The sequence below is a fragment of the Collinsella sp. CLA-ER-H9 genome (assembly GCF_040092295.1).
Taxonomy (GTDB): domain Bacteria; phylum Actinomycetota; class Coriobacteriia; order Coriobacteriales; family Coriobacteriaceae; genus Collinsella.
The window spans coordinates 153,237-167,282 of the sequence record NZ_JBBNLV010000003.1; the positions used below are offsets into that span (position 1 = coordinate 153,237).

Annotated in this window: 8 protein-coding genes; 6 read left to right on the forward strand and 2 right to left on the reverse strand. The window is 58.0% G+C overall.

The features are described 5' to 3' along the window. The first annotated feature begins 171 nt into the window (after positions 1–171). Both AAAX73_RS03610 and AAAX73_RS03615 read left to right on the forward strand, forming a co-directional pair. Positions 172–1,176 carry a LuxR C-terminal-related transcriptional regulator gene (locus tag AAAX73_RS03610; protein WP_349125033.1) on the forward strand — a complete coding sequence of 335 codons (1,005 nt, stop codon included), beginning with the start codon at positions 172–174 and terminating at the stop codon, positions 1,174–1,176. 155 nt (positions 1,177–1,331) lie between these two features. Further along, on the forward strand, positions 1,332–5,699 hold the full coding sequence (locus AAAX73_RS03615) for a hypothetical protein (protein ID WP_349125034.1): 4,368 nt from the start codon (positions 1,332–1,334) through the stop codon (positions 5,697–5,699). Between the two features lie 90 nt (positions 5,700–5,789). On the opposite strand, the gene AAAX73_RS03620 is transcribed toward AAAX73_RS03615, so the two are convergent. Next, positions 5,790–6,032 (reverse strand): hypothetical protein, encoded by a 243-nt coding sequence (locus AAAX73_RS03620; RefSeq protein WP_349125035.1) that lies wholly within the window; start codon positions 6,030–6,032, stop codon positions 5,790–5,792. Between the two features lie 145 nt (positions 6,033–6,177). Here AAAX73_RS03620 and AAAX73_RS03625 point away from each other — a divergent pair, with 145 nt between their 5' ends. The 4 genes from AAAX73_RS03625 to AAAX73_RS03640 all read left to right on the forward strand — a co-directional run bounded on the left by AAAX73_RS03625 (position 6,178) and on the right by AAAX73_RS03640 (position 13,340). Next, entirely contained in the window at positions 6,178–7,560 is a 1,383-nt protein-coding gene (locus AAAX73_RS03625) for an ATP-binding protein (protein ID WP_117786437.1), read from the forward strand. A 152-nt stretch (positions 7,561–7,712) separates the two neighbouring features. After that, positions 7,713–9,710 carry a toprim domain-containing protein gene (locus AAAX73_RS03630; protein WP_349125036.1) on the forward strand — a complete coding sequence of 666 codons (1,998 nt, stop codon included), beginning with the start codon at positions 7,713–7,715 and terminating at the stop codon, positions 9,708–9,710. Between the two features lie 46 nt (positions 9,711–9,756). After that, positions 9,757–11,997 carry a DNA gyrase subunit A gene (locus tag AAAX73_RS03635; protein WP_349125037.1) on the forward strand — a complete coding sequence of 747 codons (2,241 nt, stop codon included), beginning with the start codon at positions 9,757–9,759 and terminating at the stop codon, positions 11,995–11,997. Positions 11,998–12,245: 248 nt separating this feature from the next. After that, entirely contained in the window at positions 12,246–13,340 is a 1,095-nt protein-coding gene (locus tag AAAX73_RS03640; RefSeq protein WP_349125038.1) for an ATP-binding protein, read from the forward strand. A gap of 108 nt (positions 13,341–13,448) precedes the next feature. Here AAAX73_RS03640 and AAAX73_RS03645 read toward each other — a convergent pair whose 3' ends face one another. Next, positions 13,449–13,979, reverse strand: a complete 531-nt coding sequence (locus AAAX73_RS03645) for an NAD(P)H-dependent oxidoreductase (RefSeq protein WP_349125039.1) — start codon at positions 13,977–13,979, stop codon at positions 13,449–13,451. Between the last annotated feature and the right edge of the window lie 67 nt (positions 13,980–14,046).

Consider the following 14,046-nt stretch of genomic DNA (forward strand, 5'->3'; position numbering starts at 1 on the left):
AATTTTTCCTAATGTCGAGGTCAGCTAGGCTTCGGTAGCCACCTTGGGAGCATCGCCAATAGACTCTTCCTTTATACGTTCGGCATAATCGCAGGCGATACCCACAAATTCCAGTTCCGGGCAACAGGAGTACAATTGCAGCTATTGTTGTCAGCTGTTGGGAGATGGAAGATGGACTGCGATGGCTACCCATGCGTTCCCATGCCGTTGATGTGCACTGCCTTTGTGCCGGGGCAGATTGACACTGCGGTTGCAGGCATTTCCGACCCCGATTCGCGCGCCATTGCCACGGCAGAAGCGCTGTACTTTCGCGGACAGGCCACCCTCGCTGCCAAGACGGCGCGCCCCTATCTTGACGTCACCGATCCCGCGCTGCGCTATTCCGCATGCTTTATCTGCGGATACGCCAGTCTGTCGCTCAACCGTATCGCCGACGCCCGCCGGTGCCTTGCGGGCATCCTCGATACGCCGGCCGACGAGGAATCGCCCGCCGTCCACGCCACGCATATCCTGTTCACCTCGGCCGCGAGCGTCCTGCTGCACTTGCCTTCCCCGTATTCTGCCGAAGAGTTTTATCCACTTGCGGCGCACCTACCCGAAGGCCTGCGACTGTTCGCCAGCTACGTGATGGCGCACGCCTTGTATCTGCGCGGCGAATACGGCCGCAGCCTGGGCATGGCGGAAAACGCCCTGATTATGAAACAGGGAAGCTACCCCATCTCGGAGCTATTCCTGCACTTGTCGGCTTCGATGGCCCGTATGAGTCTCAAAGACGTCGACGACGCAAAAGCGCATTTCGGCGCCGCTTGGGACATTGCGCGCCCCGACGGCCTTATCGAACTCATCGGCGAGCACCACGGCCTTTTGCAGGGACTCATCGAGGCATGCCTAAAATCGCAATACCCTGACGATTTCGCACGCATCATCGAGATTACGTATCGATTCAGCTACGGCTGGCGGCGCATCCACAACCCCGATTCGGGTGAGGACGTTGCCGACGACCTAACGACCACGGAATTCACCATGGCCATGCTCGCCTGTCGTGGGTGGACCAACGCCGAAATCGCACGCCATATGGGAGTATCGCCGGGCACTGTTAAAAACCGCCTATCCGGCGTATATGCAAAGCTTGGCATCGGCACGCGCGCCGAGCTGGTCGCGCATATGCTGCGTTAGCGACCGGGCTGCCAAGCGCATCGAACGCGTTCCGGAACCCGGCACTTCGCTCGCCTAAATTGGACATTTTGGCCCTTGAACGGCACTACCGCCACGGGGCGCCATCTCGCAAAATTGGATTATTTCCACCGATATTTGCGGGATGGGAGCCAAAAATGCTTGATCGCCGTTCGTTACTTGTTGCCGGAGCGTCCTCGCTAGCGAGCATCATGTTGCCTCGCGTGCCGGGAAGCAAAAATGCCTTCCTGCTGCCGTTCGCGCCCACCGAAGCCTATGCCGACGAAAAAGACCCCTTCAGGGTGCTCGTTCTCTCGCGCACCATGTTTGGTGTGGTCGTGGTCGACGTCGCCAACAAGAATATGCCCGTCAAGGGAGCGCAGGTCACGCTCGCGTCGCGTTATGCCGCGGGCAAGCAGCTCTCCGCCACGACCGACGATGAGGGCACGGCCATCTTTGAGGTCGCGCCGCTTTCGGAAGGCTACGTGGACGAGGCGACGCTTCTCGACGCGTACGACTTTAACGGCGGCATCTCCATTAGCATGGCGGGCTACCGTGATGTCGAGATTCCCCTTGCGCGTATCCAGGGCGGCACCGCCATAACCGCGCCCACGCGTCCGCTTTCCGACGACGAGCCGTACTTCCGCCAGCTCACATTCGACGAATGGGACATCCAATACGCCGAAGCTACGTTCATGGCATTGCCGAAGAACGACACGACAAACGAGCAGCCCGATACGCACGCCTTTACCGTGCAGGCACATCTGCCACAGGGTGGACAGGCAACGCTGCGCATCAACAAAGTGACGCCTGCCGCGGGCAGCTCATCCGAAACCGTCACGCAGATTGGCCAAGTCAAGGCCAGCGCATCGGGCGCGGATAACCTGGCGACGTTCATACTCGAAGACAAGTTCCTCGATGCAGCGTCGAGCCTTCTGGAAGAAGGATGCAAGCTGCGCTTTGTCCTCGAATATCAGGGTAAAACCTACACGCTCTCCTCCCCCATGGCCGTTGTCACTGCGCCAGCCGCAAAGGCAGAATCGGGCTCGACCACCATCATTCCCACCACCATGGACCAAGAGATCACTCCGTTTGATTTCCCCGCATCGTTTCCTGGCATCGGTGGTAATAAGTTCACGTATTGGATGCCCACATTTCCGATCCTCTTCGATTTCTCGTTTGCCGGGTACGTACTGTTTGGCGGAGGATACAAACCAGCCAGCTATATGAACGATTCGGGCAACCCTGATCCGGAATACTGGAAGAAATCGCCGCGCGAGTCGGGCGCCAAGCAGGCAAGCCGCTACCTCGACGAAATGGAAGGGAAGTGGAATCAGTACAAGAGCATGAGTGCCGGTTCGGGCACCGATCCAAGAAACACCAAGCTCCTTCGCCACCATTGCACGCTGCTGTTCACGATGGATATCGCCACACAGCTGTACGGCTCGCTCGCCTACGATTGGGTGGGCAAAACCTGGGGTGACAACAACGACCCCGCATACGGCAATATTAAGGCCCTCTTCCAGGTAAGAACCGACCTCAACTGGACCGAACAGTTCACCTTGGGACCGGTACCGTTTTTCCTAAACGTCAACCCCTGGGTGCTGGCAAAACTGGCGCTCGCCGTGGGCGCCCACACGCACGGTAGCGGCGCGGCGTTTTTTAAAAACATTTCGCTCGATTGGTCAAACACGTCGGGCTCGTTCACCATCCAGATCGGGCTTGCCGTTACCTTTGGAGCCGGCGTTGCGGGCGTCGCCTCGTCTGCCGTGCGCGGCGCCGCATCCCTCACGCTGTTCATTGGGTACGAGAAGGCAGATGGACACCCGCTTCCGCGACTGCGCGTAGGTGCAGACGTCGATGTCGATGTGATACTCCAGTTCGTTATGTTCAAGTGGACCACCAAGGCTTGGTCGGGATCGTGGCCCACACTCGCCGATTCGTGGAATATGTCGGTGAACAACGGCGACCAGTATGTACTCCAGCGCTCTGAGCTGGCCTTGGGTGGAGATACGCCTTATACGCTGAACGCCTGCTTCGGCTCGGGCGGCAACGCCGAGGCAGGTGGTGTGCCGCAGTTTATCGCGTCGGCCACCATCGTCACCAACGCCGAGCTGCTCGCACGCGCCGAGGTTAAGGCCACTGCCGTAAACGCCGCGCCTGTCGTGCGCGATTGGGATCAAGCGGTCACGCGCATTGAGCTCGAGGCGGATGCAGAAAGCGACGACACGGGACAGATCGAGCATTTCGTCCATGCACTGATAGAGAACGACGAAAACGCCGCGCCAATGTATAAGTACACCTATATCGGGCAGGCGACGAACGCCGTTGCGGACCCCAACGCCAATTCTGCCGGCGTGTCGGAGGACGAGCGTGGCGGCATAAAACCCTCGAGCGACAACGTGCTGTTTTCCGGCGTGCTCAGCGAAGCCCACATGAAGCTGGCAATGATTGCCGGCGTAGAATGCCTGTTCCGTATCGCCTCGGTGCGGTACGGCGACAATGGTCGCTCGCGCTTGGTGGTGCACACAAAGGCAAACGGCACGTGGTCCGCTCCCACGCCCGTGGACTTTCCCCTTGGGTTTGGCGAGGGCGACGTGGAGCGCGACGGCATATACGATTACGACTTCGACGTGGTGGAATATACAGACGGAAGAGGAAACCAAGACGCCTACGTGCTGCTGGTCTCGGGCGAGCGCCCCGACGGTGACAACACCCTTTTCGATACGGCAAGCACAGCCGGCATACTGTCCGTCGTGCGCCTGCGCATAAGTAATGATGAGATCCGCGTGGTGTCGCATACGTCATGGCGCAGCATCTCGCGCGGCCGTCTGCAAGAGGATGGCTACCATTGCCTGCAGTGCCCGCGTATCACGGTGGGCAAGACGCTGGTCGACGGACGCCTGTCGGGTGCTTACCTCCACCGCCGCGGAACCACCGCAGAAAAGGCGCTCGGCAGCGAGGCCGAGGTTGCGCTGGAGTGCTTTACCCTGTGGTCGGACGTTTCGGGCGACAGCCTGACATTCCGTCAGGTCCTCCGCTTTCCACAAGCACCGTCGAGTATCGAGCTGGGCGAGCCCGAAACTATCAACGGCAAAATGGTGGTGCCCGTTGTGTACGAGACCGCAGACGGCTGCGGCTGCGCATCGTACGCTGTGATCGGCCAGTCCATTGCGGGCTGGGGCGTTATGTCACCAGACGCCACGGTGCCCCGTGCGGTGCCGTGGCCACAACACTCGGGCTTTTTGGCAACCGTCAACGAGCAACTGCAGCACATTACTTGGACGCGAGGCGCATCGGCATTTGCAACGCAGCCCGTGGGTGCCGCAGGCTGTGGCCCGGCATCGTTTAGCGTGAGCAACAACGGCAGGTGCGTGCTCTATGTGGAGAACACCGATGGCAAGGTGGGACAAACCTACGACGAAGAAGGCAACCCGGTAGCAGTGATGGGCAAGCACTTCCGCATCTTCGCCAGCACCTTGGCAGGCGATCTGTTCACGGAGCCGTTCGTGATGTGCGAACTGGACCATCCCGTCGATCAGATAACGACATTTTTGACGTCGGGAGGCATACTCTCCACGCTCGCCACGCACATTGTGAGCGCAGAGAAGAGCGAGGCAGAGCTACACGGCATCGAAGTGCCCTTGGTGGCGTGTGCCACTCCGACAGGGGCGGTCGCCACCTCGGGCGCAGTGGTGCCCGGAGCAGCAGGCGAATCCTTCGTGGTCACGGTGCGAAACGACGGCAACACCTTGCTGACCGCCGGCACGATCGATCTGTATCGAGAGGGCTCCAGCCAGCCGTTCTCCAGCGCATCCATCGGATTCGGCGCGAACGCACGCATGGCTTCGATCTACGATCCAGAGCTTGCCGAGGACGCTTCGGCCAACGACATGGCACACGTGAAGTACGCACTCGAGACGCTGGGCACACGTTTTGCAACGCACCCGCTGGTAGCCGACAACGGCAACGCCGTGCTGGCACCGGGTTGCACGGCACAGTTCCGCATGAGCTTCGCCATCCCCGAGAGTTGGAGCGACGAAGTGGGCAAACGCGTAACGCTGTATGCGAAGGCACGTAATCTGGTGGCGCTCGACCCCGTGACGCTCGAGGAAATCCGACCCGGCGCAAACTCGGCGCTGGGTGCCGTACTGCACGAACTTCATGTGTCCGACGCGGCATGCGAACGCTCAGAAGTTCAGGTCGGCGTATGCGACAGCTCGGATACGACAGGACTTCACGACGCCCCGATGACGGCGGACGGCGATGGTGGCTCAAGTGGCGGCGGTACTGACGAGGGCGGCGGCGCGGACGGAAGCAGCTCCGGCAGCGGCAAGGACCACGGCAATAACAAGCGCTCCGGAAAAGCGGGCGCGCTTGCGGGCACGGGCGATGTCAACGCTCCCCTTACGGCAGCCGCTGCAGCACTCGCCGCGGCAGGCGCCGGCCTCATCGCCTACAGCGCCCGCCGCACGGCGGTCGAAACCGACACCGCCAATGAGGTCAATTTGGATAGGCCTCGCTAGCTCCTACTTACTTTTGTGAGAGACGCTGAATCGGCTCATCGAACATCAAAATGGGCTGGTTCTGGATACCCAGAGCCAGCCCATTGCACATTAAATGTCGTCTGAGGAGTCGAGTTCTGCCTCGAGCTTGGCACGGCGTCTTTTCGCCGTGAAAAACGTTGCGCACAGGACAGCAAACGTGGCCGCGAAAATCGTCGCACCGCAGAACACGCCCGTGGCCAGGTTCGCCAACCAAAAGACGCTTTCGAGCGGTACGATCTGCGCCTCAGCGACACAGCGCATTGCGGCAATAACAAGCGCGAACGCGGCGCTTATGGAAACCATGTCCGCCATCGCCATGTGGACATAACAATTTCGATTCGCTATTCAAACTTACTCGGACAAAACCGACTCGGTTTTGTCCGAGTAAACTCGAGCATAAACTTATTCATGCGATACAATTAACTCGGACAAAACCGAGTCGGAAGGAACCGAGTAAGTGGAATTCATTGGCAGGGAGCTTGAACTCGCCCGTATTAAGAATACACTCAATGCGCCCGAGCAGCGCAATGTTCTCATTTACGGAAGGCGTCGCGTCGGCAAAAGTGAGCTCATCAAGCAGGCGCTAACCGATTTATCGGACGTCGCAACGATCTATTACGAGTGCCGCCAAACCTCCGAGGCAGACAACCTCGAGAGTCTGTCCGCCCTTGCTGCTGAAGCGCTAAGCTTTCCTCCGCTCGCCTTCACGGGCATCCGCGAGCTCATCGAATTTCTGTTTGCCCAAGCCAAAGACAAGAACATTACCCTCGTTCTCGACGAATACCCCTACTTGAGAGATGCGGTTAAAGGCTTAGACAGCATTCTCCAGACCTCAATCGACGCTCGCAGGGAAGACTCACGTTTAAACATTGTCCTGTGCGGCTCCTACGTTGAGATTATGAAATCTCTCATCGAGCATGAAAGCCCCCTCTACGGGCGAATTGATCTCGCGCTTGAGCTTAAGCCCATGGATTACTTTGACGCTGCAAAGTTCTATCCCGCGTTCTCACCCGAGGACAAGGTGCGGCTCTATAGCGTTTTTGGCGGCATCCCCTTTTACAATCGCCTCATCGATCAGTCCCAAAGCGTACGCGACAATATCATCGAGCTCGTCACAGAACCTGGCGCCCGCTTAGAAAGCGAAGTACCGTCCTATCTCAACGCCGAGATCTCGAAGATGACCAACGCCAACGAAGTTTTCGGGGCTCTCGCACAAGGTTACTCCCGTTGGGGGGACGTGCTGGCACAGTCGCACGTCTCGAGCGGTCCGGCCATGGCGGACGTACTCGACAAGCTCATGTCACTCGAAATCGTCCAAAAGCGTGCACCCATCAACGACCCTACGAATAAGCGCAAGTCTGGCTACTTTGTGGTGGACCCACTTTCGCTCTTTTACTATCGCTACGTCTTCCGCAATGCCTCTGCGCGTCAGCTGCTCGACCCGGAAGTCTTCTATGATCGTCACGTCTCCCAAGACTTCGAGGAAAACTACACTCCACATATGTTCGAGGAGATCTGCCGTCAATACCTCGTGCGGCAAAACAGGACTGGCAAGATCGAACCGGCTTTCGATGCCATAGGCAAGTACTGGTACGACGATCCCGCAAACAAAACGAGCGGCGAATTCGATGTGGTAACGCAAGACCCCGAGGGCTACGCATTCTACGAAGCAAAGTTCCGCAAATCCCCCGTCACGCAAAAAATGGTCGACGAGGAAATCACCCAAGTCGAGGCAACGGGGCTCAAGTGCCATCGCTACGGATTCTTCTCCCGTTCGGGCTTCGAAGCTGACGAAAGCGATCGAACCGTCTTCATCGACCTGCCGCAGATGTTTGAATAGGACAGACCCCACCCGCATCCCAAGCATCCATTATCTAATCGAACGATTGTTCGATGGATTTCGTGTTGGGTGGAATCGTCTGTGGGCTGGGCTATGCTACCTTGACTATCTATATGACTTAAACGCAGCAAAGGAGCACCGAGAGAGCGAGTATGGCAAAAAACACCGCAAACTATGGTAACGACAGTATTCGTCAGCTCAAGGACGAGGAGCGCGTACGCCTGCGCCCCGCCGTCATCTTTGGCTCGGACGGGCTCGACGGCTGCGCGCATGCCGCCTTCGAGATCCTGTCCAACGCCGTTGACGAGGCGCGCCAGGGCTACGGCAAGCTCATCATCCTTACCGCCTTTCGCGATGGCTCCATTCAGGTAGAGGACAACGGCCGCGGCTGTCCACTCGACTGGAACCCTTCCGAGAAGCGCTTTAACTGGGAGCTCGTCTTTTGCGAGCTCTACGCCGGCGGCAAGTACAACAACAACCAGGGCGGCGACTACGACTTCTCGCTCGGCACCAACGGCCTGGGCTCGTGCGCGACCCAGTACGCTTCCGAGTACATGGACGTCACCGTTTGGCGCGACGGTAACAAGTACTCTCTGCACTTTAAGAAAGGCAAGGTCGTCGGCGCCAAAAAGAAGGCGCTCGAGATCGAGCCCAGCGACGAGGACCGCACCGGCACCACCATCAAGTGGCGCCCCGATCTTGAGGTCTTTACCTCGATCAGCATTCCCCACGACTGGTATCGCGAGACCATGCGCCGCCAGGCCGTGGTCAACGCCAACGTGACCTTCCGCCTGCGCATCGAGGGCGACGACGGCGAGTTTTCCGAAGAGGATTTTTGCTACCCCAAGGGTATCGAGGACTACGTGCTCGAGAAGGTCGGTGCCGATTACCTCACCGAGCCCTTCTTTATCGAGGCCGACCGCCGCGGTCGCGATCGCGAGGACCTGCCCGACTACAACGTCAAGATCACCGCGTGCATGTGCTTCTCGAGGACCCTGACGATGCAGGAGTACTACCACAACTCATCGTGGCTCGAGAACGGCGGCTCGCCCGAGAAGGCCGCGCGCAGCGCTCTGACCAGCGCCATCGATGCCTATATTAAGCAACAGGGCAAGTACAACAAAAACGAGACCGGCATTAAGTGGCAAGACGTCCAGGACTGCCTGGTACTGGTGACCAACTGCTTCTCCACCCAGACGTCCTACGAAAACCAGACCAAGAAGGCTATCAATAACCGCTTTATCCAGCAGGCCATGACCGCCTTCTTTAAGGAGCGCCTCTCGACCTACTTGATCGAGAACAAAGACGCCGCCAACAAGATCGTGGAGCAGGTGCTCATCAACAAGCGCTCGCGCGAGAATGCCGAAAAGACGCGCCAGAGCATCAAGACCAACCTGCAGCAAAAGACCGACATGGCCAACCGCGTGCAAAAGTTCATCGATTGCCGCTCCAAAGACAAGAGCCGTCGCGAGATCTACATCGTAGAGGGCGACTCGGCAGCAGGCGCCATTCGCACCTCGCGCGATGCCGAGTTCCAGGGCGTTATGCCCGTCCGCGGCAAGATTCTCAACTGCCTGAAGGAGGACTATCCGCGCATCTTTAAGTCCGACATCATCATGGACCTTATGCGCGTGCTGGGCTGCGGTGTGGAGATCAAGGACAAGCGCATCAAGAACCTGGGCGCCTTTGACCTGGACAACCTCAACTGGAACAAGGTCATCATCTGTACGGACGCCGACGTCGACGGTTATCACATCCGCACGCTCGTGCTCACCATGCTCTACCGCCTGGTGCCCACACTTATCGACGAGGGCTACGTGTATATCGCCGAGTCGCCGCTCTACGAGATCAACTGCAAAGAGAAGACCTACTTTGCCTACACCGAACTCGAGAAGAACGGCATCCTCAAGGAGATCGGCGACCAGAAGTGTTCCATCAACCGCTCCAAGGGTCTTGGTGAGAACGATCCGGACATGATGTGGCTCACCACCATGAACCCCGAGACGCGCCGCCTGATCAAGGTGGAGCCCGAGGACGTCACCAAGATGGAAACCATGTTCAACCTTTTGCTTGGCAACGACGAGGCAGGCCGCAAGCGCCATATCTCCGAGCACGGCAAGGAATACCTGGACCAGCTGGACCTGCAGTAGCGGAAAAATCGATAACGACGGCCCATAAGAAGTTCAAGAGGAAATCGTGGCAAAGAAGAAGACGAAGAACCAGCCAAAGAAAAAGCAGGTCAACGCCGAGAACGTCATCGGCCTGCACTCCGAGGTCACCGACCAGCCGATCACGCAGACGCTCGAGGTCAACTACATGCCCTACGCCATGAGCGTCAACGTCTCGCGTGCGTTCCCCGAGATCGACGGCTTTAAGCCCTCGCACCGCAAGCTGCTCTACACCATGTACAAGATGGGTCTGCTCAAGGGCGAGCGCCAGAAGAGCGCCAACATTGTGGGCCAGACCATGAAGCTCAACCCGCACGGCGATGCCGCCATCTACGAGACGATGGTGCGCCTGGCCACGGGCAACGAGGCACTGCTTGCCCCCTTCGTGGAGTCGAAGGGCAACTTTGGCAAGTACTATTCGGGCGACCTGAGCTACGCCGCCTCGCGTTATACCGAGGCCAAGCTCTCCCCCATCAGCGCCGAGATCTTCAAAGATATCGACAAGGACCCGGTCGACTTCGTCGACAGCTACGACGGCGCTATGAAGGAGCCGCGCTTGCTGCCCACCACGTTCCCCAACATCCTTGTCTCGGCCAATAAGGGCATCGGCGTCGCCATGGCGTCCGACATCTGCGGCTTCAACCTCAACGAGGTCTGCACCGCCACGATGCACTACCTGCAGGATCCCGACTGCGACCTGCTCGAGTACATGCCCATGCCTGACTTCTCGACCGGCGGCGAAATTATCTACCGCCGCGAGGAGATGGAGAAGATCGTCGAGACCGGCCTTGGCAGCTTCCAGATTCGCTCCCGCTGGCGCTGGATTCCCGAAGAGCGCATCGTCGAGGTGTACGAGATTCCCTACACCACTAAGACCGATGTCATCATCGAGCGCATCGTCAAGCTCTCCAAGGAGGGCAAGGTCAAAGAGATCGCTGACATCCGCGACGAGACCGACCTCTCGGGCTTGCGCATCGCCATCGACCTTAAGCGCGGCGTCGACCCCGACAAGCTCATGGCCAAGCTCTATCGCTCGACCACGCTGCAGGACTCGTTCTCGTGCAACTTCAACGTGCTCGTCGACGGCTATCCCCGTGTTATGGGCGTGCGCCAGATCCTGCGCGAGTGGGTCAAGTGGCGTATTGAGTCCACGCGTCGCCGCATTAACTTTGACCTGGGCAAAAAGTCCGAGCGCCTGCACCTGCTGCACGGCCTTGAGGCGATCCTGCTCGACATCGACAAGGCGATCGCCATCATCCGCGGCACCAAACTCGAGGCCGAGGTCGTGCCCAACCTTATGAAGGGCTTCGACATCGACGAGACCCAGGCCGAGTTTGTCGCCGAGCTCAAGCTCCGCAACATCAACGAGGAGTACATCCTCAACCGCACCAAGGACATCGCTAAGCTCGAGGGTGAGATTGCCGAGCTTGAGGAGATCCTTTCGAGCGAAGAGAACATCAAGAAGGTCATCAGCGACGAGCTGGCCGCGGTCAACAAGAAGTATGTGATGCCGCGCCGCACGGGCAGGATCGAGCCCCATGAGGTTATCGAAGTAAGCTTGGAGCCCGAGGTCGAGGAGTACCCGGTCACCATCATGCTCTCGCGCGATGGCTACCTCAAAAAGATGACGGACCGCGTGCTCAAGAAGGCGACCACGCTCAAGTACAAGGACGGCGACAAACCCTTTATCGAGTTTCCGTCCTCCAACACCCACGAGCTGCTGGTCTTTACCAACAAGAGCCAGGTGTACAAGTGCAAGGTTGCGGCATTTGAGGACACCAAGTCGGCCCAGCTGGGCTCGTACCTGCCGACCGATCTTGAGATGGAACCCGACGAGAGTGTCATCTGGGTCATCGACCCCGATGACTACAAGGCCGACGTGCTGTTCGTCTTTGAGAACGGCCGTGTGGTGCGCGTCGCACTTTCTGGATATGTCACCAAGACCAACCGCAAGCGCCTGAAGAACGCCATCTATGGCGGCAGCAAGCTGCTGTATGCCCAGGTGCTCAAGGAAGATCGCGACATCGCGCTGGTCTCGAGCGACTACCGTCTGATGAACTTCAACACGTCGCTGCTCAAAACCAAGACGACCACCAACACGCAGGGCATCCAGGCCTTTACCGCCAAGAAGGGCCGCTCGGTCACCACCGTCGGCACGACCGAAGAAATCCTTGGCGCCGGCGTCTCGGCCGAGAAGTTTACCGCGCAGAGCCTCCCCTCTGCCGGTGCCCTCATGAAAGAAAACGACATGCCGAGCTTGTTTGACTAGGTACCACGGCAACGAGATCGTTAGATACTTCGCAAAGCGACGAGGCCCGGAACGCAACGGCATTGCGCCCGGGGCTCGTCGTTTTTCTTCTCAACTATTTTTTAACGCAGATAAATTGATTTCTGCTTATTTTTCTGCGTAAAAAAATGTCAGCGTCACTGCTACGATGCCCTTTGGCCAGTCGTTAGCAAAACTTGCAAAAGTTAGCAAAACTTGCAAAAATTAGCAAAACATGCAAAGGAGCTACCATGGAGTACAGCAAGAACCCCTTTACCCCGACGTTCGGAAGCGTCCCTCCCTTTCTAGCGGGTCGCGAGCATATCCTGCGTGACATCAACCGTGGCTTTATCAACGGCCCGGGAGATCCCAACCTGTCGACCATTTTTACTGGCGCAAGGGGAACGGGCAAGACGGCGCTTCTCTCGCTCCTTTCAGAAACGGCGCTTGAACACGACTGGATCGCAGCAAATGTCTCCGCCATGCCAGGCATGCTCGAAGATATTATCGAGCGAACCAAAGAAGCCGCAGATAGCTACCTCTCACAGCCTCACGCGCGCATAAACGGTGTTCAAATTGGCCCAGTGGGCATCGATTGGACATATGCTCAAGAGGCTCAGGGCAACTGGCGCACGCGCATGAATGGCATCTTTAAGCAACTCGAAAAACATGACATCGGACTTCTCATCACCATCGATGAAGTCACCGTCGATCTCGAAGAAATGCTTCAATTTGCCTCTGTTTACCAGCACTTTGTACGCGAAGGTAAAAAAGTTGCCCTACTCATGGCAGGACTGCCCTACAAAGTATCGGCGTTGCTGCGTAACGATTCCGTCTCGTTTCTCAGGCGTTCCCAATATCATCAGTTGGGACGAATCACTGACGTTGAAATTGCAAACGCATTCCGCAAAACCGTTGAGGCCGGAGGCCGCTCAATCACGCCAGAAGCGCTCGAGGATGCCGTGAAGGCCGTCGACGGATTCCCCTACATGATGCAGCTCGTCGGATATCGCACATGGGATGTTTCGGAGAACTCGCCCAAAATCAGCGCACCTGATGTCCAGCAGGGTTCTCTGCTTGCCCGTATGGAGCTGCGCGATCGAATTCTCGAAACGACCTATCGGGAGCTTTCCGATAAAGACATTGAGTTTTTGCTCGCGATGCTGCCCGATTCTGGCCCCAGCAGGGTCTCGGAGATAGCCAAACGCATGGGCGTTGCCAGCAACTATGCAAGCCAATATAAACGCCGTCTCCTCGAGGACGGCGTCATCGGGGAACGTGGACGTGGACTCGTTGGCTTTGACATCCCCGCGTTCAGGGAGTTCCTGAGCGAGAAAGTCTCCTAGCACGCGGAGATTGTCCACAAGGGCAACGGTGCATGGCAATCAACGATTCACCCGGCAAGGACGGCAAGTACTTCCAATAACGCTGATTGCCATGCGTTCTTCTTGCCCTTAGGCGAGCTTGCGAGCGAGCTCTCGCACCTTTTCCAGCTTGGGCGACGATACCATGCTGTCGCGCTCGGTCATGCCGCTAATGGTGACAATGCCCTGGTCCTCCCACTTGCAGTATGCGCAGGCCGACTTGTACATAGCGATAGCCGCATCATAGACGCCCTCGCTGTGGCTATCGAGCAAAAGGGCCGTCTTGGTGAACGGGAAACCCGTGGCACCGAAGGCGTACAGGCGGTCGATGACAGCCTTCTCCTGCGCGGTGATATCGAACCAGTAGATAGGCGAGGCAAAGACGACCATATCTGCGTCTTTCAGCGACTCGATCACGTTGACCATGTCATCCTTCTGCACGCAGACGCCCTCATGAGCGAAGCAGTACTGGCATCCCAAGCAGCCGGCGATCTTCTTGCTGGCAACGCGGACGACCTCGACCGTATTGCCGCCCTCACGCGCGGTCTCGGCAAACGCCTCGACCATGGTATCTGTATTGGCGCCCTTACGCGGGCTACCGCTCAATACAACGATATTCATAGGATTCCCTCTCCCTCATGCTGCAGGCGCGCAGCATGTTTTCTTGTAACCAAAACGAATGGTGTTA

Bases quoted from the DNA above. Each gene is read 5' to 3' on its own strand.
- AAAX73_RS03645 (WP_349125039.1), bottom strand. From the start codon at position 13,979: ATGAATATCGTTGTATTGAGCGGTAGCCCGCGTAAGGGCGCCAATACA.
- AAAX73_RS03630 (WP_349125036.1), top strand. From the start codon at position 7,713: ATGGCAAAAAACACCGCAAACTATGGTAACGACAGTATTCGTCAGCTC.
- AAAX73_RS03620 (WP_349125035.1), bottom strand. From the start codon at position 6,032: ATGGCGGACATGGTTTCCATAAGCGCCGCGTTCGCGCTTGTTATTGCC.
- AAAX73_RS03640 (WP_349125038.1), top strand. From the start codon at position 12,246: ATGGAGTACAGCAAGAACCCCTTTACCCCGACGTTCGGAAGCGTCCCT.
- AAAX73_RS03615 (WP_349125034.1), top strand. From the start codon at position 1,332: ATGCTTGATCGCCGTTCGTTACTTGTTGCCGGAGCGTCCTCGCTAGCG.
- AAAX73_RS03610 (WP_349125033.1), top strand. From the start codon at position 172: ATGGACTGCGATGGCTACCCATGCGTTCCCATGCCGTTGATGTGCACT.